The 26,858-nt window shown below is 38.5% G+C and carries 26 protein-coding genes and 1 pseudogene; 22 read left to right on the forward strand and 5 right to left on the reverse strand.

Going from position 1 to position 26,858, the window contains the following annotated elements; genetic code table 11:
• The coding region (gene groL / locus CA730_RS02580) for a chaperonin GroEL (RefSeq protein ID WP_096671235.1) at positions 1-1,173 on the reverse strand (1,173 nt) is incomplete at its 3' end.
• 103 nt (positions 1,174-1,276) lie between these two features.
• Positions 1,277-1,588: a co-chaperone GroES gene (gene groES, locus CA730_RS02585; RefSeq protein WP_027403125.1), complete on the reverse strand. Its 312-nt coding sequence runs from the start codon at positions 1,586-1,588 to the stop codon at positions 1,277-1,279.
• A gap of 1,031 nt (positions 1,589-2,619) precedes the next feature.
• Between groES and CA730_RS02590 the strand changes: the two genes are divergently transcribed.
• Complete coding sequence (locus CA730_RS02590; protein WP_096663546.1) at positions 2,620-3,297, forward strand: response regulator transcription factor; 678 nt, start codon at positions 2,620-2,622, stop codon at positions 3,295-3,297.
• Between the two features lie 687 nt (positions 3,298-3,984).
• On the opposite strand, the gene CA730_RS02600 is transcribed toward CA730_RS02590, so the two are convergent.
• Entirely contained in the window at positions 3,985-4,725 is a 741-nt protein-coding gene (locus tag CA730_RS02600; protein WP_096663549.1) for a sulfite exporter TauE/SafE family protein, read from the reverse strand.
• A 63-nt stretch (positions 4,726-4,788) separates the two neighbouring features.
• Here CA730_RS02600 and CA730_RS02605 point away from each other — a divergent pair, with 63 nt between their 5' ends.
• The 8 genes from CA730_RS02605 to CA730_RS02640 all read left to right on the forward strand — a co-directional run bounded on the left by CA730_RS02605 (position 4,789) and on the right by CA730_RS02640 (position 11,533).
• Entirely contained in the window at positions 4,789-5,628 is an 840-nt protein-coding gene (locus tag CA730_RS02605) for an urease accessory protein UreD (protein WP_096663552.1), read from the forward strand.
• Between the two features lie 118 nt (positions 5,629-5,746).
• Positions 5,747-6,049 (forward strand): urease subunit gamma, encoded by a 303-nt coding sequence (gene ureA / locus CA730_RS02610; RefSeq protein ID WP_096663555.1) that lies wholly within the window; start codon positions 5,747-5,749, stop codon positions 6,047-6,049.
• Between the two features lie 43 nt (positions 6,050-6,092).
• Positions 6,093-7,283 carry an AAA family ATPase gene (locus tag CA730_RS02615; protein ID WP_096663557.1) on the forward strand — a complete coding sequence of 397 codons (1,191 nt, stop codon included), beginning with the start codon at positions 6,093-6,095 and terminating at the stop codon, positions 7,281-7,283.
• On the forward strand, positions 7,280-7,936 hold the full coding sequence (locus tag CA730_RS02620) for a DUF4276 family protein (RefSeq protein ID WP_096663560.1): 657 nt from the start codon (positions 7,280-7,282) through the stop codon (positions 7,934-7,936). The genes CA730_RS02615 and CA730_RS02620 overlap by 4 nt, the downstream gene beginning before the upstream one ends.
• A gap of 18 nt (positions 7,937-7,954) precedes the next feature.
• A complete protein-coding gene (locus tag CA730_RS02625; RefSeq protein ID WP_096663563.1) occupies positions 7,955-8,260 on the forward strand; it encodes an urease subunit beta in 306 nt (101 codons plus the stop codon).
• 50 nt (positions 8,261-8,310) lie between these two features.
• Entirely contained in the window at positions 8,311-10,017 is a 1,707-nt protein-coding gene (gene ureC, locus CA730_RS02630; RefSeq protein ID WP_096663566.1) for an urease subunit alpha, read from the forward strand.
• Between the two features lie 119 nt (positions 10,018-10,136).
• Positions 10,137-10,973 (forward strand): sulfite exporter TauE/SafE family protein, encoded by an 837-nt coding sequence (locus CA730_RS02635; protein WP_096663569.1) that lies wholly within the window; start codon positions 10,137-10,139, stop codon positions 10,971-10,973.
• A 2-nt stretch (positions 10,974-10,975) separates the two neighbouring features.
• On the forward strand, positions 10,976-11,533 hold the full coding sequence (locus CA730_RS02640) for a DUF1634 domain-containing protein (protein WP_096663572.1): 558 nt from the start codon (positions 10,976-10,978) through the stop codon (positions 11,531-11,533).
• A gap of 54 nt (positions 11,534-11,587) precedes the next feature.
• Here CA730_RS02640 and CA730_RS02645 read toward each other — a convergent pair whose 3' ends face one another.
• Positions 11,588-12,304 carry a pirin family protein gene (locus CA730_RS02645; protein ID WP_096663576.1) on the reverse strand — a complete coding sequence of 239 codons (717 nt, stop codon included), beginning with the start codon at positions 12,302-12,304 and terminating at the stop codon, positions 11,588-11,590.
• 152 nt (positions 12,305-12,456) lie between these two features.
• Here CA730_RS02645 and CA730_RS02650 point away from each other — a divergent pair, with 152 nt between their 5' ends.
• Complete coding sequence (locus CA730_RS02650) at positions 12,457-12,870, forward strand: thiol-disulfide oxidoreductase DCC family protein (protein ID WP_096663579.1); 414 nt, start codon at positions 12,457-12,459, stop codon at positions 12,868-12,870.
• A gap of 277 nt (positions 12,871-13,147) precedes the next feature.
• Here the strand turns inward: CA730_RS02650 and CA730_RS02655 are convergent, their stop codons facing one another.
• Positions 13,148-13,576 carry a hypothetical protein gene (locus CA730_RS02655; RefSeq protein WP_096663582.1) on the reverse strand — a complete coding sequence of 143 codons (429 nt, stop codon included), beginning with the start codon at positions 13,574-13,576 and terminating at the stop codon, positions 13,148-13,150.
• Positions 13,577-13,714: 138 nt separating this feature from the next.
• Here CA730_RS02655 and psbQ point away from each other — a divergent pair, with 138 nt between their 5' ends.
• The 12 genes and pseudogenes from psbQ (at position 13,715) to CA730_RS02715 (ending at position 26,236) form a co-directional block, all read left to right on the forward strand.
• Complete coding sequence (gene psbQ / locus CA730_RS02660; protein WP_096663585.1) at positions 13,715-14,167, forward strand: photosystem II protein PsbQ; 453 nt, start codon at positions 13,715-13,717, stop codon at positions 14,165-14,167.
• A 174-nt stretch (positions 14,168-14,341) separates the two neighbouring features.
• The gene (locus CA730_RS02665; protein ID WP_096663588.1) at positions 14,342-15,511 is read left to right on the forward strand and encodes an NAD(P)/FAD-dependent oxidoreductase; all 1,170 of its coding nucleotides are present in this window, start codon (positions 14,342-14,344) and stop codon (positions 15,509-15,511) included.
• Positions 15,512-15,817: 306 nt separating this feature from the next.
• Complete coding sequence (hemB, locus tag CA730_RS02670) at positions 15,818-16,828, forward strand: porphobilinogen synthase (protein WP_096663591.1); 1,011 nt, start codon at positions 15,818-15,820, stop codon at positions 16,826-16,828.
• Positions 16,829-17,032: 204 nt separating this feature from the next.
• A pseudogene (locus CA730_RS02675) lies at positions 17,033-17,800 on the forward strand (FAD-dependent oxidoreductase); the annotation flags it as partial.
• 72 nt (positions 17,801-17,872) lie between these two features.
• A complete protein-coding gene (gene thrS, locus CA730_RS02680) occupies positions 17,873-19,696 on the forward strand; it encodes a threonine--tRNA ligase (RefSeq protein ID WP_096663594.1) in 1,824 nt (607 codons plus the stop codon).
• 51 nt (positions 19,697-19,747) lie between these two features.
• Positions 19,748-20,770: a CobW family GTP-binding protein gene (locus CA730_RS02685; protein WP_096663597.1), complete on the forward strand. Its 1,023-nt coding sequence runs from the start codon at positions 19,748-19,750 to the stop codon at positions 20,768-20,770.
• Between the two features lie 193 nt (positions 20,771-20,963).
• Positions 20,964-21,611, forward strand: a complete 648-nt coding sequence (folE, locus tag CA730_RS02690) for a GTP cyclohydrolase I FolE (protein WP_096663649.1) — start codon at positions 20,964-20,966, stop codon at positions 21,609-21,611.
• 161 nt (positions 21,612-21,772) lie between these two features.
• Positions 21,773-22,126, forward strand: a complete 354-nt coding sequence (gene hisI, locus CA730_RS02695; protein ID WP_096663652.1) for a phosphoribosyl-AMP cyclohydrolase — start codon at positions 21,773-21,775, stop codon at positions 22,124-22,126.
• A 12-nt stretch (positions 22,127-22,138) separates the two neighbouring features.
• On the forward strand, positions 22,139-22,912 hold the full coding sequence (locus CA730_RS02700; protein ID WP_096663655.1) for a CobW C-terminal domain-containing protein: 774 nt from the start codon (positions 22,139-22,141) through the stop codon (positions 22,910-22,912).
• Positions 22,909-23,718, forward strand: coding sequence for a metallophosphoesterase family protein (locus tag CA730_RS02705; protein WP_096663658.1), 810 nt, complete (start codon positions 22,909-22,911; stop codon positions 23,716-23,718). Before CA730_RS02700 ends, CA730_RS02705 begins: the two co-directional genes overlap by 4 nt.
• A 244-nt stretch (positions 23,719-23,962) precedes the next feature.
• A complete protein-coding gene (locus tag CA730_RS02710; RefSeq protein WP_096663661.1) occupies positions 23,963-24,709 on the forward strand; it encodes a metallophosphatase in 747 nt (248 codons plus the stop codon).
• A gap of 735 nt (positions 24,710-25,444) precedes the next feature.
• Positions 25,445-26,236, forward strand: a complete 792-nt coding sequence (locus CA730_RS02715) for an SDR family NAD(P)-dependent oxidoreductase (protein WP_096663663.1) — start codon at positions 25,445-25,447, stop codon at positions 26,234-26,236.
• The last annotated feature ends 622 nt before the right edge of the window (positions 26,237-26,858 follow it).

Genomic DNA, 26,858 nt, shown 5'->3' on the forward strand with positions numbered 1-26,858 from the left:
TTTCTTGTCCTTCATTTCGGTTTCGGTAGCTGCACCAACTTTAACTACAGCTACACCACCGGACAATTTAGCCAAACGCTCTTGGAGTTTTTCTTTGTCGTAGGAAGATTCGGTTTCTTCCATCTGACGACGGATTTGTTCGCAACGAGCTTTGACACCAGCTTCATTACCTTCAGCCACAATTGTGGTGCTGTCTTTGGTAATGGTAATGCGACGAGCTTTACCTAAGCTTTCTAGCTTGGTTGTGTCTAGTTTCAAACCAGCGTCTTCGGTGACAAGTTGACCACCAGTTAAGACAGCGATATCTTCTAGCATAGCTTTACGGCGATCGCCAAAACCAGGAGCTTTTACAGCAGCCACGTTGAGGACACCGCGTAAACGGTTAACTACCAAGGTTGCCAAAGCTTCTTTTTCGATGTCTTCAGCAATAATTACTAAAGGACGACCGGAACGAGCTACTTGTTCGAGGACAGGAACTAAATCTTGTACCAAAGCAATCTTCTTGTCGGTTAACAAGATGAAAGGCTCATCAAAAACGGTTTCCATCCGTTCTGCATCGGTAGCGAAGTAAGGAGAAATATAACCCTTATCAAAGCGCATCCCTTCGGTGATTTCTAATTCTGTGGTCATAGACTTCCCTTCTTCTAGGGAAATTACGCCTTCTTTGCCCACCTTGTCCATAGCTTGAGCAATCATGCTACCGACTTCTTCATCGTTACCAGCAGAAATTGCTGCAACTTGTGCAATCGCCTTAGAATCTTCTACAGGGCGAGCGTGTTCAGCAATTCTTTCTACTAAAAACGCAGATGCTTTATCAATACCGCGCTTCAATAAAATTGCATTAGCACCGGCTGCAACGTTCCGCAAGCCCTCTTTAACGATAGCATGAGCCAAAACGGTAGCTGTGGTTGTACCATCACCAGCAGCGTCATTGGTTTTAGAAGCAGCTTGACGAATTAGAGCTACACCAGTATTTTCGATATGGTCTTCTAATTCAATTTCTTTAGCGATGGTGACACCATCATTCACGATTTGTGGTGCGCCGAATTTCTTCTCTAGAACCACGTTACGACCCTTTGGACCAAGGGTAACAGCTACAGCTTCAGCCAGAATATCAATACCACGCTCTAGAGCGCGACGGGCGTTTTCGTTGTAAATAATGCGCTTTGCCATAATAAGTCTAAATCCCGGTAGTAAATTAATTAAATTTTGCGAAAAATCGGTGAGTGGTGAACAGGTAATTAGGAAAAACTCCTTACCTATCAACCAATCCCAATTAGTTAACGATCGCTAAAATGTCTTTTTCAGAAAGGAGTACATACTCATCTGTACCCAACTTGATATCAGTGCCAGCGTACTTGGAGTACAACACTTTATCGCCAACATTAATATCCATTGTTTGACGAGTACCGTCGTCATTGCGCTTGCCAGGTCCAACAGCGGCGATTTCGCCTACTTGGGGTTTTTCCTGAGCATTATCGGGCAAATACAAACCGCCTGCGGTTTTTTCTTGAGGGGCACTCACTTTGATGAAAACGCGATCGCCCAGGGGCTTAACGGTGGAAACGCTTAGAGATACAGCTGCCATACAAAATTTTTTGCTAAATTAGCACTCTCGACTCATGAGTGCTAATTTAGCTTTATCTGGGACTCAATAGCAATCATGGCTTGTGTACGGGTTTCCGAACTAAGATTAGGGTGGCGATACTTAAGTGCAAATATCCAATTATTTTAGTTGTCAGGGTTTGTTGCGTAAGTAATGAATATTTTGATATGGACAACTTTATTTGCAAACTTGGGAAATTGTTATAGAACTGTAATCAGGGATCTACTCAATGAGTAACATCACAAATATCCACAAACAGTCGTCTCATCCCTAAAACTACTAGGGAACAGGGAACAGGGAACAGGGAACAGGTGAGATTACCAATTACCAATTACCTATTGCCCAAAACAGATAAATGCTCAATTCTGTTACAAATCGGCTAGTCTAGAACTTGGTAATGCTGTTAACAAGGACTGGGAGAGCGATCAACCCATCAGTTAACACATAGTTATTCCATAGGCATCTTCACAGCCCAAGTCAAAAACTTGCGTGTTTGTTGTTCTAGAACGATAATAGTAGTTTACCTAGATGGGGTCTGGTATCGCCAATTAAATCCAGAAGTCATTAGAGTAGGTCATCCAAGACCAGTAGATTGGCAACGAGTATGGTGAGGAAATCTATATTTTTAACCCATGCTTGGCCAAAACATTCCCCGGTTGATTTTGAACCTCCAAATAGAGGCTTCACATCCGAAGGATAAGTAAAGCAGCAGTATACCAATGAAAGTGCGGGCGAGTTTTGAGCTAGGGTCGTCTTGAAAAAATACTGACTTGTGATCCACAAGGACAATAATTTTATCAGGGTTTTTAGCCGGCAACTTTCAAATGGATCTATAATAGCGCATTATAAAGACTACTGCTATACGTATCCTTACTAGACTTTTTCCATTCACTTGCAAGTCTGTTGAAAGTAACTAACACTTTTAAGACTTCGGGGAGTTAAAGTAAGTTAAGTGGGAAAAAAGACAACATCCAAAGTCATCCACCATACGGGATAACTATATCAATACCTTAATGGATCGAAGCGCGAGAAGTGCCACTGTTATGAAAGAACCCAGCATGAAAGACCACAAACGACTTCTACTTATTGATGATGACCCTAACCTCATCTTGCTGGTGAAGGATTACTTAGAGTTCCGGGGCTACGAAGTCATCACGGCTGCAAATGGCTCAGAAGCTCTGGATCTTCTCGAAACCGAAGTTCCAGATATGATCATCTGTGACGTGATGATGCCGGAAATGGACGGATACACTTTTGTCGAAGAAGTCCGCAAGACTGAACGAACTAGTTGGATTCCCGTTCTTTTCCTCTCAGCTAAAGGTCAAAGTGCAGACCGAGTTAAGGGGTTAAATAAAGGTGCTGACGTATATATGATCAAGCCCTTTGAACCTGAAGAACTCGTAGCACAAGTAGAATCCTCACTCAAGCAAACTGTGCGTTGGAAAGAACATCAAACCAAGGGCGGGGACAACGGTTCTCGTATCCAAGTTCCTTTCGATGTCCAGTTAACCCCAACAGAACTGAAAGTAGTCCAGTTCGTCGCTAGGGGTTTAGCAAACCGCGAAATTGCTGAAGAATTAAATGTCAGTCAGCGGACTGTTGAAAGCCATGTGTCCAATATGTTGGGCAAAACCAATCTCCACAACCGTACTGAATTAGCACGTTGGGCGATTGAAAATCAAATGGCTTAAACAATTTTAGATTTTGGATTTTGGATTTTGGATTATTTATCTAAGGTCTAAAGTCCGAAATTTATCATCGTGGATTGGGAAGAAATTACACTGGAGTCAGAAAATCTACATCTTCATAAAGTTGCGTCATTGTTCCCGCAAAATTAATGTTGTGTAATTGAAATGAAGTTTCTGTTCCCACATAAGACTGTAATACACAAAGTCCAGCTTCAATCCCATATTCCGCACTTCACAATGTAGTATCCATCTTTTCAAGAATTATTCCTAACAAGGGTTAAATTGTTCAATATTAATACCTAAAATGATGGATAAAATATGTGTTTTATTAAACGATAAAAAATAAAATTATGGAAATATTCACGTATTACAAAATGAAGTGCGGAAAGCGGGTTCAATTTCTCGGTTTTTTCATATTAATTAAAATATATTCTTGTAAAGTTTCTATAAATCTATTTAATACTGACAAGAGGACTTTTTAAACATCCTCTAAATTAGGCATATACAATAAATTATAGAACCAAAAAATTAGTTTATACTCAACACGGCTTAATTATTCGATTCTATCGGTAGGGATTTAGCACTGCTAAACCCCTACACATACAGGTTTTTCGTAATCTTATAAAAGTCCATTTCCCAACCGTGTTTAGTTTAATTAAATCAAGTTGCAGAATTAAATGAAAAGTTATTTTACCAAAAAAGTAATAATTCTCGTTGCTGCCATAAAATCAGGATACCACTGAACATAACAAAGGATATAACCAGTTGCCGGAATTGTTTTTCACTGATTTTCTGGAGAACTAAATGTCCCAACCAGTTACCAGGTAAAGCAGCTAAACCAAGGACAATTCCATAACCAATATATGGTAATTTGAAAGCACCAAAAAAACCATAGACAACAACTTTAACTAGATGAACAATTACTCGATTTGTTGCCTGAGTTGCTAGTAATTCTTCTTTTTGTAAGCCATAGTTAATATAAAGTGGAGCTAATACAGGACCCATACTCCCTATCAAACCAGAGAAAAAAGCATAAACAAAACCTGTTGGAAGAAAATACCAAGCTTTGACTGGGAAAGATTTTTCTTCATTCTTGAAAAAGTAACTAGCTGCCGAAAAAATCAGAAATATGGCAACTAAAATACTTAACCAATCTAATTTAAGTTTTGTCAGTGTAAAAGCTCCTAAAATTCCGCCGAAGATTGCTCCGGGTAACTCCCATTTAACGATATCCCAATTAATTTTTTGCCAATACACAAATACTCGTTCACTGTTACCAAATATGCCACTAATAGTAATAACAGGTGCAATAGCTATGGCTCCTAAAAATGTCCCAACGATGGGCATGAGAATTAATGAACTCCCACCACCTGCTAGTAAACTGATAAACCAGCCAATAATGCCAGCTAATGCCAACCAAAATATTGTCATAAATTGTTGAATAATATGTTAAACCGGATAAATCAGGTGCTTAATTTTTACTCTACCCTATAAATGATTGATAACTCTCAGACGATACAAGGTTGGCATGGTCAACTTAACCTAGTCTATGGTCATCGCCAAGATTCCACTCAGTTAATTTATAACCACCATCAAGCCCCATTTAAGGTACAACGCCCTTTTTACCCGGAAGGACAAGAAATTTGCCATAGTGTGATTTTACATACTGCTGGGGGGATTGTGGGGGGTGATCGCCTATCCTCTGATATTCACCTCCAACCCGATACAAACGCTTTGATTACTACAGCCGCTGCTGGTAAAATATACCGTAGTAATGGCTTACCAGCAAGACAAACCGTAAATATCCAAGTTGATACTCATGCTTGTTTAGAATATTTACCCCAAGAAACGATTTTATTTAATGGTGGGATTTATCGGCAAGATTTACGGGTAGAACTAGCTACGGATGCCAGTTATTTAGCTTGGGAAATTACACGGTTTGGACGGAGTGCTAGGGGTGAAAAATTTGTACAGGGAGAAATGCGATCGCACACGGAAATTTGGCAAAATGGGATGCCATTATGGATTGATAGACAAATCGTTCCCGGTAGCGAAAAAGTGTTTCACAGTCCTCATGGTTTAAGAGAAAATCCCGTTGTTGGTAGTTTTATTGGCGTTGGTTTTCCCATATCCCCAGAAATCATCAATCAAGCACGTTCTTTAATTATTCAAAACTCTGATGCTGGGGTAACTCGCTTACAACATGGATTTTTGTGCCGATATCGTGGTAATTCTACATCAGAAGTCAGAAGTTGGTTTACAAATATTTGGCAAATATTACGAGTATCTTGTCTAAATCGTGGTAATTGTATTCCTAGAGTATGGCAAATATAGAACAAAAGACCGAGATCCCCAACTTCTGATATTATATTAATTAATAATTTATTTGCAAAATTAACAAGAAGTCGGGTATCTTAATTATTCAATTTTGGCAAATTTACAGGAGAAAAACGTGCAGCTTACACCTCAAGAAAAAGATAAATTATTAATTTTCACCGCTGCTTTAGTCGCAGAGAGACGCAAAAACCGAGGTTTAAAATTAAATTATCCCGAAGCAATTGCCTTTATTTCTGCGGCGATTTTGGAAGGGGCAAGAGATGGTCAAACTGTAGCAAATTTGATGAGTTACGGCACAACATTATTAACTCGTGATGATGTCATGGAAGGGATTCCCGAAATGATTCATGATGTTCAAGTAGAAGCCACATTTCCTGATGGGACAAAGTTGGTAACTGTACATAATCCAATTCGTTAGAAAAGATTAAAATAGGAGAAATTACAAATCAAGTAAAAACGATATGAGATTAAAATCAGTTAATATCCAAGGTTATCGCCCTTTCAAAAATTTTCAAGCACCATTACAACCACTAGAAATTATTGTTGGTGCTAATGGTGCAGGGAAATCAAGTTTTTTTGAATTTCTCAAATTTTTGCGAGATAGTCTTTATTATGAGATCCCACCAGAAATTATTTCTGGTTCTATTGGTCAGCAGATTTTTCATATTCCAGGGCCAGCTAAGTTTGAATGGGATATAGAAATTGATACAGGTCGTCCAATTGGTATTAGATATCTAGGAGAACTTATGGGTCCGGTTGGTCGAACTCAAGTTTCCTATGAAAGAGTAGAATCATCTAAACCTTTTAGTGATAGATACAGTAGTCCATACATATATATGGATATTCAAGGTAATAAAGGTGTAATTAGAGAACCTGGCGAAAAAGGATTTACAACATTAACATCAGATAAATTAACACAAGATATTGCTTTAAAGCGTTCTAATCAACTGACTCTAAATACAATGACAAATCCATCACTGGAAGCTTTATATAACTTACGTGAATATATTCGTGATTGGAGGTTTTATAGTTCTTTCAACATAGCAAATCAGAAAATTCGTCAATCAGTTCCCATTGAACAAGAACCAATTTTACATGAAAATGCACGTAATTTAAGTTCAGTTCTTTTTTCTTTAATGACTGAACATAGACCAGCATTTGATGAATTGCAACAACATTTACGTTCTGTAATTCCTGGTTTTAAAGGTTTAACAGTAAAAGCACGTGGTGGACCAGGAGAAGTTATAGCTTTTTGGCAAGAATCAGGTGTTGAGGATGAGTTAAGTCTTGCTGACTTATCAGATGGAATTTTGCGGTTAATTTGTTGGATTTGTTTATGTGTACACCCGAATCCACCATCTTTAATTTGTATAGATGAGCCAGACCAAGGTGTTCATCCTCGTACATTACCTGTTTTGGCTGCTTTATTTGAAAAAGCCTCTGAACGCACTCAAATTTTATTAGCAACGCATTCATCTTATTTCCTGACACAGTTTGATATTTCTCAAATTGCTGTCCTCAGAAAAGAAAAAGGGGAAGCAAAATTTATTAAACCTGGAAATTCTCCGGTATTAATTGATATGCTTGATGATTTTGGTGCAGATGAATTAGAACAATTACACCGTAGCGATGAATTAGAGAGACTTCCATGAGAGTTGAAATTTATGTAGAAGGTACATCTGATAAATATGCAATGGAGGCACTATTAGAACCTTTAATTTACCAGAAATTACAGCAGGGTATTAGTATCAAATTTTTTGCAGTTAAGGGAAATGATAATGATAAAGGAGGAGATGCTAAGAAAGATTTATTGACAAAAATTCCAACCAAAGCAGTCAATATTATCTGTAATCAGTCGGAGTCAATTGTGGTAGTCATGCCAGACCTATATCCCAAAAATAGAGGGTTTGAACATGAAACAATTCAAGAGCTAGAAAATGGTGTTTTAAATAATTTTAATCAGGTATTAGAGTCTAAAGGAATTAATGACAATCGCTTAAAAGAGCGGTTTAGAATTTTTTGTTTTAAACATGATTTAGAAGCCTTAATTTTAGCTGCTGAATCCCAACTAATAAATGTACTTGGTGTTAATTCTCTTTCTGTAACATGGACAATACCAGTTGAAGAACAAAATCACAATATTCCCCCGAAAGATATTGTAGAAAAAATCTTTCGAGAATGTGGTAAGAAATATAAAGGTTCTGTGAATGCACGCAGAATACTAGAAAATGCTAGATATCAAGATATAGCCGAACTATGTCCGCAAGCTTTCAAACCATTTGTGGAATTCTTAGAAAATTTGTAAATTAGGAAAAACTAAATTATGATACCAGGTGAAATCATCACACCAGCAGGTGAAGTAGAATTAAATGCAGGTCGTACCACGACTAAATTAGTAGTAGCAAATACGGGAGATAGACCAATTCAAATAGGCTCACATTTTCACTTTTACGAAGTCAACACAGCTTTACATTTTGACAGAGAAAAAGCGCGAGGAATGCGATTAGATATTCCCGCAGGTACAGCCGTCAGATTTGAACCAGGAGACGGAAAAGAAATAACATTAATTCCCCTAGTTGGTAGTCGTAAAATCTACGGCTTCAACAACAAAATTAACGGAAACCTCTAAAATTCTCTCTGCGCCTCTGCGACTGAAGCGTGATAAAAAAAGGATAATATATGAGTTACAAAATGCACCGCCAAGCCTACGCCGATACCTTCGGACCAACAGTAGGAGACAGAATTAGATTGGCCGACACCGAACTATTTATAGAAGTGGAAAGAGACTTTACAAACTACGGTGATGAAGTTAAATTTGGTGGCGGAAAAGTCATCAGAGATGGGATGGGACAATCACCTATTTCTAATCAGGATGGGGCTGTAGATTTAGTGATTACAAATGCTTTAATTCTCGATTGGTGGGGAATTGTTAAAGCAGATATTGGCGTTAAAGATGGCAAAATTTACAAAATTGGTAAAGCCGGCAATCCCTATATTCAAGACAATATAGATATTATTATTGGACCAGGAACAGAAGCTTTAGCCGGTGAGGGAATGATTCTGACTGCGGGGGGAATTGATACCCACATCCATTTTATCTGTCCCCAACAAATTGAAGTCGCTATTGCTTCCGGTATTACTACCATGATTGGTGGTGGTACAGGCCCAGCTACGGGAACAAATGCCACAACTTGTACCCCCGGACCCTGGAATATTTATCGAATGTTGCAAGCTGCTGACGCATTCCCTGTCAATTTGGGATTTTTGGGTAAAGGTAATACTAGTCAACCTCAAGGGCTAATAGAACAAATTGAAGCCGGAGTGATGGGGTTAAAACTCCATGAAGATTGGGGAACAAATCCTGCCACGATTGATACTTGTTTGACCGTTGCTGATGAATATGATGTGCAAGTAGCAATTCACACTGATACTTTAAACGAAGCCGGCTTTGTGGAAGATACAATTGCCGCTTTTAAACATCGTGCTATTCACACCTACCATACGGAAGGGGCTGGAGGTGGTCATGCACCGGATATTATTAAGGTTTGTGGACAAAGTAACGTTTTACCATCTTCCACTAATCCTACCCGTCCTTACACTGTTAACACTCTAGATGAACATTTAGATATGTTGATGGTATGTCATCACTTGGATGCGGCTATTCCTGAAGATGTATCTTTTGCTGAATCCCGTATCCGTCGAGAAACGATTGCTGCGGAAGACATTCTTCACGATTTAGGCGCGTTTAGTATGATTGCTTCCGACTCACAAGCAATGGGCCGTGTCGGTGAGGTAATCATTCGGACTTGGCAAACGGCACATAAAATGAAAGTGCAACGGGGAAGTCTTGCTGGTGATAGTCATGCCGATAATTTACGAGCTAAACGTTATGTTGCTAAATATACAATTAATCCGGCAATCACTCATGGTATTTCTGAATATGTGGGGTCAGTAGAAGCGGGAAAATTAGCGGATTTGTGTTTGTGGAAACCTGCTTTTTTTGGTGTCAAACCGGAAATTGTGATTAAAGGCGGCATGATTGCTTGGTCACAGATGGGCGATGCTAATGCTAGTATTCCTACACCCCAACCTGTGTATATGCGACCGATGTTTGGCAGTTTTGCTGGTGCTAGAAATGCGACATCATTAACTTTTGTGTCTCAAGCTGCTTTGTCCAGAGAAATTCCTCAACAATTAGAATTAAGAAAATTAGCGATCGCAGTTTCAGGAACTCGTCAAATTACTAAGCGAGATATGAAATTAAATGATGCTTTACCCGAAATTGAAGTAGATCCAGAAACCTACGAAGTTCGCGCCGACGGTGAATTATTAACTTGTGAACCAGCAACAGTTTTACCGATGGCACAAAGATACTTTCTGTTTTAGAAACCCTCCAATTTGAGAATTATTTTATTTCCCAAATTTTGAGTTTCTAATCAACATTTAAGATATCACGGCTGATAATCTAGCAAGAGGGTTTGTATTAAAAAACCGAGGAATTAAAATTGAATATACTAGAATTTTCCTTACTGGTTTGGCTAGGATCATTTAGTGCCGGCTTAGTCGGAGCATTAACTGGCTTAGGTGGTGGAGTTGTCATAGTTCCCTTATTAACTTCCGTGTTTGGAGTTGATATTCGCTATGCTATTGGTGCATCACTAGTGTCAGTTATTGCTACATCACTAGGTTCAGCTTCTACTTATATTAACAAAGGCTACGCCAATCTGCGTTTGGGAATGTTCCTGGAGGTAGCGACGACTATTGGCGCTCTTGTTGGTGCTTTACTAGCAACTCATATCACCGTAAAAATACTCTCTTTAATTCTGGCGATTGTGCTAATCTATTCAGCATACTTATCTCAACGACCCAGACCAGAACAAGCAGAAATTGGTTTACCAGACCCTTTAGCAGAATATCTCCAGCTTCATGGTACTTATCCTACGGCTGATGGTATAGTCTCTTACCAAGTTCACTCTTTACCTGCTGGATTTAGCATTATGGTAGTAGCAGGAGTGCTTTCTGGTTTACTGGGGATTGGTTCGGGAGCATTCAAGGTATTGGCAATGGATCAGGCTATGCGCCTCCCATTTAAAGTTTCCACTACCACCAGCAATTTCATGATTGGTGTCACAGCCGCAGCTTCAACAGGTGTTTATTTAACAAGAGGATATATAGATCCAGGTTTATCTATGCCCGTCATGTTAGGAGTGTTACCCGGTGCTTTTTTGGGAGCGAGAATCTTAATCGGCGCGAAAACCCAAATTTTGAGAATTATTTTCAGCCTTGTACTAGTAGTAATGGCGTTAAAAATGATCTATAACATTCTAATGGGAGGACTGTAATTATGTATAAATTAAATTCTGGTTTTCGTTGGACTTGCACAACACAAATAGAAACAGAAGTTGGAACTTTCACTTTTGAATTGGCAGAACAGAATTCTCATATTCAAGAGTTAGAAAAACAGCGACTTAATCATGGAGTACAAATAAATTATCAGAGTGAAATTGTTAGTCATCTAATACTGACGAAATCAGCCAATGAAAAACAATTAGCATATTTACTCAGTAATTTGCTTAAATATGGAGTTTTAAGTGCTAGTTTTATAGTGTTATTCGGTGGAATTTTATACTTAATTAATCATGGTTTTGAGCCTGCTAAATATCAAGTATTTATAGGTACACCATCTCAGTTTCGCTCTCCTATCGGTATAGTTAATGCGGTTTTAGCCGGTAGTCACCGGGGAATTATTCAACTAGGACTGTTATTACTAATTGCTATCCCTATTTTACGGGTGATTATTTCTTGCTTAACTTTTCTTTTACAACGCAATTTTATCTATGTCATCATTACATTATTAGTGCTTACTAGTTTGACTTATAGTCTGGTGGGAGCATATTACTAATTTTTGGGCGCATACCCTGCGCCCCTATGGGATATGAAAATGATCATGAGTGTTTTAACCCAAATCAAATAGTAATATTTCCGCAGTTGAATTAGTGCTAATTGTTAATTTTTCTTCTCCTGTAATTTCTACGCCATCTCCTGCCTTTAATGCGTGATTATTGAAAATTACTTCACCCTTAGCTATCTGTAACCAAGCATAACGATGATTTTGAACATGATAATTTACTACATCACCTGCTGCTAAAATTCCTGCATATAAAGAGACATCTTGGTGAATTGTTACAGCCCCATCCCTGCCATCTTCCGCCGCAATTAAACGGAGTTTTCCCTGCTTTTCTGACATCGGAAAAGCTTTTTGTTCATATCTAGGTTTGATGCTTTGCTGATTTGGTAAAATCCAGATTTGTAGTAGGTGTAATTCTTCAGTTTGGGAAGGATTAAATTCACTGTGCATAATTCCAGTTCCTGCACTCATAACCTGGGCTTCACCGGGGAAAATTACCGAACCTGTTCCTAAACTATCTTTATGTTCCACCGTACCTGATAAAACATAAGTGAGAATTTCCATATCTTTATGTCCATGAGTGGGAAATCCTGCACCAGCAGCAATGCGATCATCATTAATCACTCGTAAAGAACGAAATCCCATCCGTTTGGGATCATAAAAACTGCTAAAGGAAAATGTATGATAACTATTGAGCCAATCAATGTGATTATGTCCACGGGCATTGCCATCATGAATTACATAATTAATGGTATTTTGAGTCATGATTTTACCTTGCTATTTAATAATGATTTGGTTTACAGAATTGCCCAAACAGAAGTATTTTTTTAACTGTTTATATAGTAAAGTAAAGACAGATAAATTCACAAGTACGCACTCAAAAGTAAGATACTTACCAAAAACATACTATTAATTTTATGAATTACTACGTGATCTATGATGGCAACTGTAATCTTTGTGTAACTTTAGTCCAATTGTTGGAAACTTTAGACCAAGGGAAAATGTTTCTCTACGTTTCTATGCAAGATGAGGAGACATTATCTCAATGGGGAATTACTTCCACAGATTGTCAACAGGGGATGATTTTAATTGATGGTAATGCTACCCAGAGACGTTGGCAAGGTAGTAATGCGGCTGAGGAAATTGGACGACTATTGCCTTCGGGTAGTATATTTGTGGATGCGTATCGGATGTTACCGGGGATGAAATGGGCTGGAGATAGGTTTTATGAGCAAATTCGGGATCATCGTTATACATTGTTTGGTAAGCGATCGCAAACCTATCAATCAGCATACTGTGTAGATGGTAGTTGTAAAACTGGTAACGAGTGATATTGAGCCTGACTCTAATTTAGTATAAAAGTTCTAGTATGTAAGCATTTAAACCTCTTTTCTGAGTAATTCCTGTCATTTTCGCATTCCTATCCTAAAATATAGTTAACCTTAAGGGTTAACTATATTTATAGAACCGTGATAAAATGGACATTGTATTCGAGAGTAGCAAGTTTGAAGAAGACTTCAACATGATAAAGTTTTACCTTCTAGCCACTGTAATGATTTAAAGCAAAGGTGGGAATGGGTGTTAAATGAGGAGAAAAGCTAATTATTTTTACTGACTCGGCTGATTAAACACTTCTAAAATTTGCCGACAAACCTGTTTTAGTTTTTCCCCAACAACAGCGGATGGTACAGCATCACCGACAAAACTCCAGGTTTCCACCGTAGAAAGTCGCCAAACTTCCCCACTGTGGTCAAATCCAGCAGCTTCGACACCAATGGCGCGACGGTGATGATTGATGGGATCTTGATAAAATCGGATTTGAATTAAAATACTGCGACAGCGCCAAGATTTGCTAATGCCGGGAAAGTGAAAACCAATGTCTATGGAATCTGGATCTACTAGTTCTCTGGTTTCTGGATCATTGTGCCAGGGTTTAAGATCGGATTTGACATCAGGAAATTCATATTTGAATAAATTTACTACTGTCGCAATTTTGCTGGCAAATTCTAGGTTTGTGGCTTGTTCGGCTGCGTTCACTCAATAATACTCCTCTATGCGGTTGGTCTGCGGGGAAGATCAAGACAGAAAAACCTGAGTTAATTGTAACGGTTCATTACATGGCGATCTAAAATAACACTGTTAATCTGTAAACAAACAAAAAATTAATTTCCATTTATGGTGCGTCAACGTTCTATTTTCTCACTGATTTTTGTACTATTAGCCACATTTTTGATTAGTTGTGGTAGTCCTACTGTTGCTACTGTACCACCATCTTATACAGCAGCGGAAGTTGCAAAAATTCAGGAATATGTTCCCGGAATTCAGATGGTGCGCGATCGCTCTTCCGAACTCCAAAACCTGATTAAAGCAGGTGAATGGGTGAAAGTGGGTAATTTTATTCACGGACCCATGACAGAAGCTAGGTTAAATATGACTTATATCATTCCCAACCTAGCCAAGCAAAGCCAAGCTCAAGCCAGACAAATCAGTAAAGATTTGTTGAAAGACCTAGTAAGAATTGATCAAGCTGCTGCTGCGGGCAATACTAGCCTAGCTGCGAGTAAATACCAAGAAGCGTTTGCAGATATTGACAAATTCCTAGAACTAGTTCCCGAAAAGAGTAGCTAAAAGAGGAGCGTAGGGGCGCAGGAGGCAGGAGAAAGAAGGAAATTTCTCCCCTGTTCCCTGTTCCCTGTTCCCTGGTTCAATTCGAGTCTTGAATCACAAAATGCTAGGGTAATGGAGTGATAGGGTGGAGAGGAAGACTTTTCATTCTTCACCCCTAACTCAATCGCAAAAACTATGAATGTAGTAATTATCGGCTGTGGCGTGGTTGGGGCGGCGATCGCCTATGAACTCAGCCAAGTTAAAGGTTTAAAAATCACCGTTTTCGAGCAAAAACAACCCGCACAAGGTTCTACCAGCGCCGCTCTCGGTGTATTAATGGGCGTAATTAGCCATAAAACCAAGGGTATTGCTTGGCGAATGCGACAAAGTAGCATCCAACGCTATGAAACTTTGATTCCTGAATTAGAAGGAATTACAGGGCGGAAAATCCCTTGTAATCGTCAAGGAATCGTGATGCTATTATCAGAAAACTTAGAGCGTCCCTTAGAAAGTGGCGTTGAAGTCCTTTCCGAATGGGAACAACTACGAGAAATTCGCCAATCCCAAGGTTGGGAATTACAAGTTTGGGATCAAGAACAACTGCAAAAATATTGTCCCCAAGTTAGTCACCCGCAAATTATTGGCGCTGTCTATTCTCCCCAAGACTTACAACTAAATGCCACAGCTTTAACTTTAGCTTTAGTAGATGCAGCCCAACGTAATGGCGTAAATTTCAAGTTTGGTGTGTCGGTTACTGGCACAGAAACTCCTCCTCCTCCTCCCCCAACACCTTTACACATCAAAAAAGGATTGGGAGAAGCGCGTAAATGTAATTTTATTGAAACTACAGAGGGCAAAGTTACCGCTGATTGGTTTATTATGTCTGCGGGTTTGGGTTCAACAGCCTTAACTGCACAATTAGATCAAATGGTAAATATCCGTCCAGTGCTGGGACAAGCTTTATATTTAAGCTTAGGACGCAGTTTAGGAAATCCCGATTTTCAACCTGTAATTACTGGTAATGATGTGCATATTGTGCCAATGGGAAATGGTGATTATTGGGTGGGAGCAACGGTAGAATTTCCCAATCATGAAAATCAAATATCCGCAAGTCAAGAATTATTGGATATTGTCAGACAACAAGCGATCGCCTTTGCCCCAGATTTAGCCGCAGCCAAGGTGATCCGCACTTGGTCAGGGTTGCGCCCCCGTCCCGAAGGCAGACCAGCACCAGTAATTGATCAACTACCGGGTTTTACTAATGTTCTCCTCGCTACGGGACACTATCGCAATGGGGTTTTACTCGCCCCAGCAACAGCCACAGCCATTCGGGAAATGATTTTACCTCAAGATTCTCGTGCTTAAATTTTTCTATCCTCTTAGACCATCATTAATAACTCAAGTTACTAGTTATCTAGTTGAGGCTGGTAATGGGTAATTGGTAATTGGTGATAAAATCTCTGTTTTCATCCTGTTCATCCTTGAATCCTGGGCATCCTCATAGCGAAGCGAGGCGTTGGCCATTTCTGACAATTTACCTAACTAGCAACTTACGTTAATAGTATGGGCAATTCCCTGTGATTGCCCTCATCCTTTAATTAGAAAAATATAGTGCTTGTTAAGAATTATATAATACAACTATAATAATGATTATCATTTTTGGTTGGTTATATGTCGTCTGAAAACTCGTCTACCGATAAACCCTTACATCTGACTCAACGTCCCCGTCGTCTTCGTCGTACTGAAACCTTACGGAAAATGGTGCGGGAAACGATTTTGACTGTAGATGATCTGATTTATCCAATGTTTGTCATGGAAGGTGAAAACACAAAAATAGAAATTGTTTCCATGCCAGGATGTTATCGTTTTTCTTTAGATCTACTCCTGGAAGAAATAGCCGCAGTGTCACAATTGGGTATTAATGCGATCGCACTGTTCCCCGTTATTCCCGAAGATCAAAAAGACGACACAGCTACAGAAAGCTACAACCCAGAGGGATTGGTACAGGAAACCGTTAAAGCCATTAAAAAAGCAATTCCAGAAATCATCATTATTACCGATGTTGCTCTAGACCCCTTCACAACTCATGGACACGATGGTTTAGTTGATGAAAATGGCAAGATTCTCAATGATCCAACCGTAGAAGTATTAGTAAAAATGGCACTTTCCCAAGCCGAAGCCGGCACTGATTTTGTTGCTCCTTCTGATATGATGGATGGTAGAATCGGCACAATTCGTAAAGCTTTAGACGCTGAAGGTTATATCAATGTCGGTATTTTGGCATACTCAGCAAAATACGCCTCAGCCTACTATGGACCATTCAGAGACGCTTTAGATTCAGCCCCCAAATTTGGCGACAAAAAAACCTATCAAATGGACGCAGCTAACGCCAAAGAAGCCTTAAAAGAAATTGAATTGGATATTGCTGAAGGTGCAGATATTATCATGGTTAAACCTGCCCTAGCTTATCTCGATATTATCCATCAAGTCAAAATAAATACAAACTTACCAGTTGCAGCATACAACGTTAGCGGCGAGTACGCAATGATTAAAGCTGCTGCACAAAATGGCTGGATGGATGAGAAAAAGGTGATTTTAGAAACTTTAACCAGTATGAAACGCGCTGGTGCTGATTTAATTTTGACCTACTTCGCCAAAGAAGTAGCTTTGATGTTGATGTAACTCAGGTGACAGGTAACAGGTGCGTCCTCAATTTCAATTAGGGCTGTCAACAGATTTTGGATTTACGATTTTGGATTTTGGATTGACTCCAACAAACAAGTGTGGAGCTTGAGGATTTTAGATTGGCGATTTTTGATTAATTCCGCCCTGAAGGGGCGGGGCTTGTACCGAAAATTCCCAATCCAAAATCTAAAATTTTTCGGTAAAATACACATTCCTGATTGGGTACATCAGATTAAATCAGTATATCCTGAAGATAGACTTTGCCATTCTCACACTGTAGATTTACGTAACCATCACAGTTTAAAAGGTCAAAGAGTTTTAATAGTCGGTGGCGGCTTAACCAGTGGACATTTAGCTGTAGGTGCAATTTCCCGGAGTGCAGAAGTCCATTTAATGCTGCGAAGACAGTTATCAGAAAAGCTATTTGATGCTGCACCCGGTTGGTTAGGTCCCAAATATCTGAAAGGATTTTTTGAGCAAAATTGGCAACAACGCTGGAAGCTAATTCAAGAAGCGAGAAATGGTGGTTCTATGACTCCGGCGATCGCCACCCAACTCCGCAAAGAAAAGCATCGTCGTAATATTAGAATTGACGAAAACTGTCAAATAGTCAAAGCCGGATGGTTAAGTAATAACTGGCAAGTAGAATGTAGTGATGGTAACTTTTACGAATGTGATTATATTTGGTTAGCCACGGGTACTAAATTCGATGTCACCACAGAACCCTTATTACAGGACATTTTAGCCGCCTATCCCATCCAAGTAGTCAACGGTTTACCTGTATTAGATACTTATCTGCGCTGGACTGGTTGTGAATTATTCATTATGGGTGGTTTAGCAGCCTTGCAAGTGGGTCCAACAGCCAGAAATTTATCAGGTGCAAGAATGGCTTGTGAAAAAATTGTCCCAGTGATCGTTAAACCCAGTGTAGCCTTTCCTCATAGTCTTACTGAAGTCCAAGCCAGCTAACAGCACTTTAAAATATTTTCCCATTCAGACATTTTTGCGTTATACTGATAACGATTCTCATTCTGGTTTGATATGGTCAGTTCATTAATCCAGTCTCAAGACAGCTTAAGCCTACACGATAGCGACAAACTCAGCCTCATTCGTCACACCAGCGCCCATATTATGGCCATGGCGGTACAAAAGCTATTTCCAGGGACTAAGGTAGCAATTGGACCTGTCACAGAAACAGGATTTTACTACGATTTTGATTGTCCAGTCAGCATCACTACTGATGACTTGGCCAAAATAGAAACAGAAATGCGACGGATAATCAAAGCTAATTTACCCATTATCCGCGAAGAAGTAAAAAGAGCAGAAATTCGCGCCGAAATTGCCGAATTAAATGAACCCTACAAATTAGAAATCTTAGAACGCATTCCCGAATCAGAAATTATCACCCGCTACTTTATTGGTACTCCTGAAACGGCGAAATCAGAACCATCATTATTTGTCACAGACATTCAACCAGCAAATAATTATTGGTGGGATTTGTGTGCAGGACCGCACATTAACTTTACTGGTGAAATTGATCCTCATGCTTTTAAATTATTGAATGTTGCCGGTGCTTATTGGCAAGGAGATGCCACCAAACCACAACTACAACGAATTTACGGAACAGCGTGGCAAACAAAAGCAGAATTAGCAAATTACCTCCAACACATAGAAGAAGCTTTACGCCGAGATCATCGAAAAATAGGTCACGAACTTAACTTATTCAGTATTCAAGAAGAAGCTGGAGGTGGCTTAGTATTTTGGCATCCCAAAGGGTCAATAATTCGCTACATCATTGAAGATTATTGGCGCAAAGTCCATCTAGAATCTGGTTATCAATTACTATATACACCTCATGTAGCCAATCTTGATTTATGGAAAACATCAGGACATTTTGACTTCTATCAAGAGAGTATGTTTGACTCAATGAATGTGGAAAATCAGGCTTATCAAATTAAGCCCATGAATTGCCCTTTTCATGTCCTAACTTACAAACATCAACTCCATTCCTATCGAGAATTACCATTAAGATGGGCAGAACTAGGAACAGTATACCGTTATGAACGTTCTGGATCTTTACATGGTTTAATGCGAGTACGAGGATTTACTCAAGATGATGCTCATATTTTTTGTTTACCTGACCAAATTTCTGAGGAAATTTTAGGCGTTTTAAATCTCACAGAGCAGATTTTATCAGATTTTGGCTTTAAAGAATATGAAGTTAATCTTTCCACCCGTCCTGAAAAATCGGTAGGAAGTGATCACGTTTGGGAACTAGCAACCACAGCACTAGAACAAGCTTTAAATACTAAAGGTTGGAATTATATTGTTGATGAAGGTGGGGGAGCTTTCTATGGTCCTAAGATAGACATTAAAATTAAAGATGCTATCGGTCGTTTGTGGCAATGTTCCACAATTCAAGTAGATTTTAACTTGCCAGAACGATTTAATATGGAGTATATTGCATCCGATGGCAGTCGTCAACAACCAATCATGATTCATCGGGCTATTTTTGGGTCTTTAGAACGCTTTTTTGGCATTTTAATCGAGAATTATGCAGGTGATTTCCCCCTGTGGTTAGCACCTGTACAACTGCGGCTTTTACCTGTTAGTGATGATTGTCGAGAATATGCAAAATCGGTGGAAAAAGATTTAAAAAAAAGCGGCTTTAGGGTAGAAATAGATAGCAGTGGTGAGCGATTAGGTAAACAAATTCGCATGGCTGAATTAGAAAAAATTCCCGTTTTTGCTATTCTTGGCAAGAAAGAAATAGAAAGCACAACTGTGAGTGTAAGAAGTAGAAAAGCTGGAGATTTAGGAATTTTAAATTTAGCTGAACTTGTAAATTATTTGCAAACAGTTTAAAATCCTTATTTACTTTATTGATTCAACAATTCAAATCCATTACATTTTGATATGAATACCATCACTCTCGACACAACAAACACAATTCCTGAAATTCCTAAACAAGGAATGCCTATAACCATTATTACCGGATTTTTAGGAAGTGGAAAAACCACCCTCTTAAATCAAATTCTTCAGAACAAACAAGATTTAAAAGTCGCTGTTCTCGTTAATGAATTTGGTGATATTAACATTGATAGTCAATTACTAATTTCTGTAGACCAAGATATGGTAGAACTTAGTAATGGCTGTATATGTTGTACGATTAATGATGGTTTAGTTGACGCTGTTTATCGAGTTTTAGAAAGAGAAGAACGGATTGATTATCTAGTCATTGAAACCACTGGTGTTGCTGATCCTTTACCAATTATCTTAACTTTTTTTGGCACAGAACTGAGAGATTTAACTAACATAGATTCGATTCTCACAGTCGTAGATGCTGAAGCTTTTAACGAAGAACATTTCCAGAGTGAAGCAGCTTTAAAACAGATTACCTATGGGGATATTATTCTCCTCAATAAAACAGACCTTGTTACCGCAGAAAAACTACAAGAAGTAGAGAATTTCATCCATGATATCAAACATGGAGCGAGAATTTTACATACTCAATACGGTGAAGTTGCTTTACCTCTAATTTTAGATGTGGGTTTAACACCAAAAGATCAGTATATTGTCATTGATGATGAAGATCACCATAAACATGAACATCATCATGCACATGAACATCACCATCATCACTCTAAACATTTAGAAAATGATGGGTTTGTTTCCATTTCTTTCCAAACCGATAGACCATTTGATGTTCATAGATTCGAGAATTTCTTAACCGAAGAAATGCCAGAGAATATATTTCGTGCTAAGGGCATTTTATGGTTTAGTGATAGTGATTTACGTCATATCTTTCAACTGAGTGGACCTCGTTACAACTTGAAGGCTGATGAATGGTACAATCCACCTAAAAATCAGTTGGTTTTTATTGGTAGAAATTTGGACGCTAATGAGATTCATACAAAACTTAACAAATGTTTGCTATAGTTTAACAGTAGTAAATAATGAGCAAATTTAGTTAATAGATATTCAACTATTAACTTCCGTCACTCGATTTTGGATTTACGATTTTGGATTTTGGATTTACAATTTTTCCGTCCTGAATGATGGAGCTTGTACCAAATTTTTTCATCTAAAATCTAAAATTATCGGTCATAACTCATCTCATCAAATTCAAACAATGACTTTATCAATTCGTCCAGAACTAACTGCCGCTGATGTAATTTCATCTTTATCTCATCAGCAACAACCAACCGTAACAGAAGCAGACATGATGCAAGCTGTACGCACTTTACTGATTGGATTAGGAGAAAATCCAGACCGTGAGGGATTAAAGGATACTCCTAAAAGAGTTGTTAAAGCCTTAAAATTTCTGACCAATGGATATGATCAATCTGTAGATGAATTGCTAAATGGAGCAGTATTTACAGAAGATGCAAATGAAATGGTGTTAGTCAGGGATATTGATATTTTTAGTTCCTGCGAACACCACATATTACCAATCATTGGTCGCGCTCATGTTGCTTATATTCCTAATGGTAAGGTGATAGGTTTATCAAAAATTGCCCGCATTTGTGAAATGTATGCTCGACGTTTACAAGTGCAAGAAAGGCTGACTTTACAAATTGCTAATGCACTGCAAGGTTTACTCAAGCCTCAAGGAGTTGCAGTGGTAATTGAAGCAACTCATATGTGTATGGTGATGAGAGGAGTCCAAAAACCAGGTTCTTGGACTGTTACCAGCACCATGCGTGGGGTGTTTTCTGAAGACGAACGGACTCGTGAAGAATTTATGAATTTGATTCGACACAATGCTAATTTTAAATAACAGGTTTTGACTGATGGAAATTTAAAGTCGCTGGGTCTGATGTAGAGATAAGCTATTTTTTATCTCTACATTATGATTAGTTACACAAAATAATAATATTTCACCGCAGATAAACGCGGATAAACGCAGATGAGAAGGGATAAGTTATCAATTTGGTAAATATGGTTTTAGCTACTGAAATGATTGGGAATCTGAAATTTAATGAGCAAGGTTTAATTCCAGCTATAGCTCAAGATTACTATGATGGTACTGTTTTAATGATGGCTTGGATGAATGCAGAATCAATTCAAAAAACCCTGGCTACAGGTGAAGTTCATTATTGGAGTCGTTCTCGTTCTCAGTTATGGCATAAGGGGGCAACATCTGCACATATTCAAAAGGTAAAAGAGCTTTTTTATGATTGTGATGGTGATACAATTCTCATTAAGATTGAGCAAGTTGGTGGTATTGCCTGTCATACTGGAGTCAGAAGTTGTTTTTTTAATTATGTGGAAATTCTGCCTCATAAATTATAATTTATATTAATTATGTCTTTACCCATTATTACTGTTGTTGCTGGATTATCTGGTTCGGGAAAAACCACCTGGATTTGTCAACAAATTCGAGATATTTCATCTGTTGAAAAAGTCATTTATTTTTGTCCAGGAACTGGGAATATTCCTATTGATCAAACTAAAATAGCTACTGAATTTCCAGATTTAAACCTATTTGGCGATGGTCAAGAGATTGAATTTCTCCATCAAATACCCACAGCAGATAGTGTTTATATGGAGTTGGGTGCTTATTTGGAATTAGACAGTGTATCAAAAATATTAGATCATTTCACTTACAGCGCTATAGCAGTTATTCCCCCGGAGTTGAAAAATTCGGAATATGATAGTTGGGCAAATGAAATTATATATGGCGCACCTGCACCAATTATAATTGGAGAAAATTTATGGCGGGTAGCAACTACAGGTCAAGTTATTGATGAAAATAGTTTGGAGGCATTTTGGTATGAAATAACTCATGGTGCTTATGGGATTGTTACCCGTGCTAAGGCAATTTTTGATGTCAATGATGGACGTTCTCTTTACTGTGATTTTGTCAATGGTGTTCCCCAAATAGATTTTTTAGAATTAGACTTACCACGACATTTACAAGGTAGACCTCAGCGATTTAGTGGCATAGAAATAGTAGGTAAAAACTTAGATGAAACAGCTTTAAAAGCAACATTATCCGATTGCTGTTTATCTGAATCCTTAATTTTTCAATATCAACAACAAGTACAACAAATTTTGTTAGAGGGCGAACAAGGATGAAAATAGCTGTTATGTCATGTATTCATGGTAATTATGAAGCCTTAGATGCTGTATTATTAGATATTGACGCACAAAAAGCTGAAAAAATATTTTGTGTTGGTGATTTGGTGGGATATGGACCACATCCTAATGCAGTGATTAACCAAATTCGCTCTTTAGATATTCCTACCTGCGCTGGTTGTTGGGATGAAGATATTGTGGAAGGATTGAATGCTTGCGATTGTAGTTATCCCTCATTGTTAGCAGAAAAAAGAGGTATTCAAGCTCATGAATGGACTAATAAAGAAATTCATCCAGAAAACCGCGAATTTTTAGCCAGTTTACCCTATAGTCTACAGTGGCAAAATTTAGCTTTTGTTCATGGTAGTCCCCATAGTAATCATGAATATTTATTACCTGAACTTGATGCTTTTGTGGCCTTAGAACGGGTACTTTCCACTGGTGCAGATGTGCTGTTTTGTGGACATACTCATGTTCCCTATAGTCGTAATCTTAATGCTGGTGAGTTACAAGTTCAGGTTGATAATCCAGCAGCATCACGGAAAATTAGCTTTTCATCTGCGCTGAAAAAGATTGTGAATGTTGGTTCTGTTGGAGAACCTCGACATGGACGACCCAATGCAACTTATGTAATTTATGAAACTGATACTCAAGGGGTGACTTTGCGGGAAGTTACTTATGATTATCAAAAAACCTGTGCAGCAATTATAGAGAAGGGATTACCAGAAATCTTTGCTTGGCGTTTAGCGCATGGTTTGGAGTATGCTGAACGCGCAGATGATCCAACTCATGTTTGTACTAGATAAAATAACTAGGATTTAGGCACTATATATAAAACCTGCCATAATATGAATAAACGAAATTACATCGTTTTCAGTTTTGGGAATAACTGATTGAGTAGGTGCGTCAGATAGAGAAAATCTGTTTTTTGTGAAATTATCGGGTCTGACGCACCCTACAACAGATAAAATCCACATTTCATATTTGGTGAACTTCGTCAATGGGTAAGTCCTAATAATTAATCCAAAATCTAAAATCTAAAATCCAAAATTGATTATGTGGGCAATTTTAAGCGGAATTGAAGGAAATTTAGCAGCTTATGAGGCTGTGATAGCTGATATTAAGCTGAGAAATCGTTATGTAGAGGCATTGTATATTATCGGTGATTTAGTTGGACCTCGACGGGAATGTGAACAGCTAGTGAAAAGGGTGAAATCACCGCGACGGGGTGAATTAGAACCAATGATTTGCAAGGGATGGTGGGAAGAACAATGTTTGATTTTACATGGTTTGGGTCCGACTGGAGATGCACCGGAATTGCTGGCAAAATATGGGGGTGATACGGTGCGGATGTTGTGGGATTGTGTTTCCCGTCAGACTGTACAATGGTTGCGAAATCTGGATTTTGGTTTTTTTGAATTAGATTGTTTATTAATACACGGTTCAACAATGGGTGTAAATGATGAACTGACTCCCGATACTCCTCCTATTCAAATGTTAGACCGATTGTCAAGAATGCAAGCAAATAATCTATTTTGCGGTCGTTCTGGGTTAACTTTTCAGTATCAGTTACAAGCCGGATCTATTACCAGTGAAATTATTACTCTTGATCATCAATTGTCTCCACAAACAGTCACAGTTACTCCTCGTCAAGTGATTGGAGTGGGAGGTGTGGGAAGGACTCCAGGAGAAGCAACTTATACTCTTTACAATCCTGGGACAAATCAGGTGCAGTTTAAAACTGTTTTTTATGGACAGAGTAAGGGTTTTCAAAAGCACCCGCAGAGTAAAACCTGATAAGCTGTTACCAAGGTAATTTTAACTGCTGTTTTGGGGGATCTGTTACCAGATTTGTCTATTATCAGCAGTTATACAAAATAATAATATTTGACTACAAATAAATTAATGTTATGGCAATTCCCAGTCCAGGTACTTATAAGAAGTCAGAATTAAACGCAGATAAACACAGATGAACACAGATAATTTTGTACCTCGTTAGACTAGGAAACCCTATATTTCACCGAAAATGGAAATGCAACAGATTAATTGTCTTGAATAACTTAAAAAAATGTATTCATGGTAACAAAATTCAACCTATTGTGAGGGGATCATGATATAAATTGCTGACTATTCATAAAAACTTATATAAATCCAGATCGCGATATATATACTTTAGGAAAACGACTGATCAGAAATCCTGATTAAAAAATATTGCAATAACTTGATTTAGTTGCTAATGTGTGTAGGTACGACAGCACTGGTGAATGCTCGGATCATTTAAAAGAGGTGAAATCAATGAGCTTTATCCATCCTGCCAAAAGTTTTTTATGTTGATTAAACAATCCTGACAACGAGGAATTTCTGCTTTCGAGAAGCAATAAAGGGGTATTGCAAATGAGCAGAAAAAATAGCTTCCATCTTGTCACTGCATAGAGATTTGATTTTTGTTTACCATTCATCAATTGTCTTACCTGTTGATTGCCAAGAAGGCAAACGGAAGACAAAAAATGAAGAATTTAGAGGTGAAAACCGATGAAGATTCAAGGAAAAGTTGCACTCATTACCGGGGCTTCTCGTGGCATTGGTAAGGCGATCGCCCTAGAATTAGCCAAACAAGGCATGAAAAGGTTAATATTAGTGGCACGCGATCACCAAAAGTTAGCCGAAGTAGCCGCAGAAATCGAAGCTTTGGGCGTAGAAACTACAATCATGGCTTTAGACTTAACTCACTCAATCAACGTCAACATAGCCGTAGCCCAACTTTGGCGCAGTTATGGACCAATTCATCTACTCGTAAATTGTGCCGGAGTCGCACATCAAAACTCATTTCTGCAATCAAAACTCCCCCAACTGCAAGAAGAACTCTCCGTCAATTTGTTGGGAATGTACACCCTCACCAGCTTGATAGCCAAACGCATGGTTAGTCAAAAGAAAGGGATCATTGTCAATGTCTCCAGTTTAATGGGGAAAGTTGCCGCCCCGACAATGGCCACATATTCCGCCACTAAGTTTGCCATTGTCGGATTTACCCAAGCACTACGTCAAGAACTTGCTCAACACAATGTCCGCGTTATCGCCTTACTCCCTTCCCTGACGGAAACAGACATGGTGCGTGACTTGCAATCATTTCGAGGCGTAATCCCCATGACACCCGAACAAGTCGCCCAAGCGCTCGTCATCGGCATAGAAAACGATACCGCAGAAATCCTAGTCGGCTGGCAATCTCACTTAGCCGTATTATGCCAACGTCTCGCCCCTTGGTTACTGGAAATCATCATGCAACTAGCAACACCCAAAAAACCATTACCTGACGCTGCGGGATAAAATTCAACCCATTTGAGTTTTGTTTCGCACGATCTCTTTTAGAGATACTGAAGGGTAGAGGCTAATCAGCAAAGACACAAAAAACTCTTTGTGTCTTTGCGTAAATTGACACTCTCAGCGGCTTTAGCTACTGAGCTTTACGCTTACCGGATATTCCTGTAAAGTTAAAAAATGGTAGGTTGGGTTAAGCGTCAGCGCAACCCAACTAAAAATTTGATAATGTTGATTTTTAGGCTTTACTAAACTTTATTACCCCATAAATGATTATGAGAACCAAGGAGAAAAATATATGCAAGTAAGACAAGAAATTTTTGATATTGATGCAGGTTTAATAACATATCAAATATGAGCAAGCTAACATCAATGGTAAAGCAATAAAAGGATCTAGATATTATGAAGATAATAACAATACTTTGAATTTAACTTCTGTTTCTTGTCAAATTTCTCTGGCTGATATTTATGAAAAAATAGACTTTACCAGTGCAGAATCATAATTATTTGTCTGAATCAGGATGTGCAGGATTTGAGGATTTACAGGATTTTGATTTTATTTGTGGTGTACTAATATTTTAATTTTAGGACTTACGCAAGTGTCACACTAAAAATCTGTTGTAGGGTGCGT

Origin of the sequence: Dolichospermum compactum NIES-806 (assembly GCF_002368115.1) — a bacterium.
In the GTDB taxonomy this organism is placed as follows: Bacteria; Cyanobacteriota; Cyanobacteriia; order Cyanobacteriales; family Nostocaceae; genus Dolichospermum; species Dolichospermum compactum.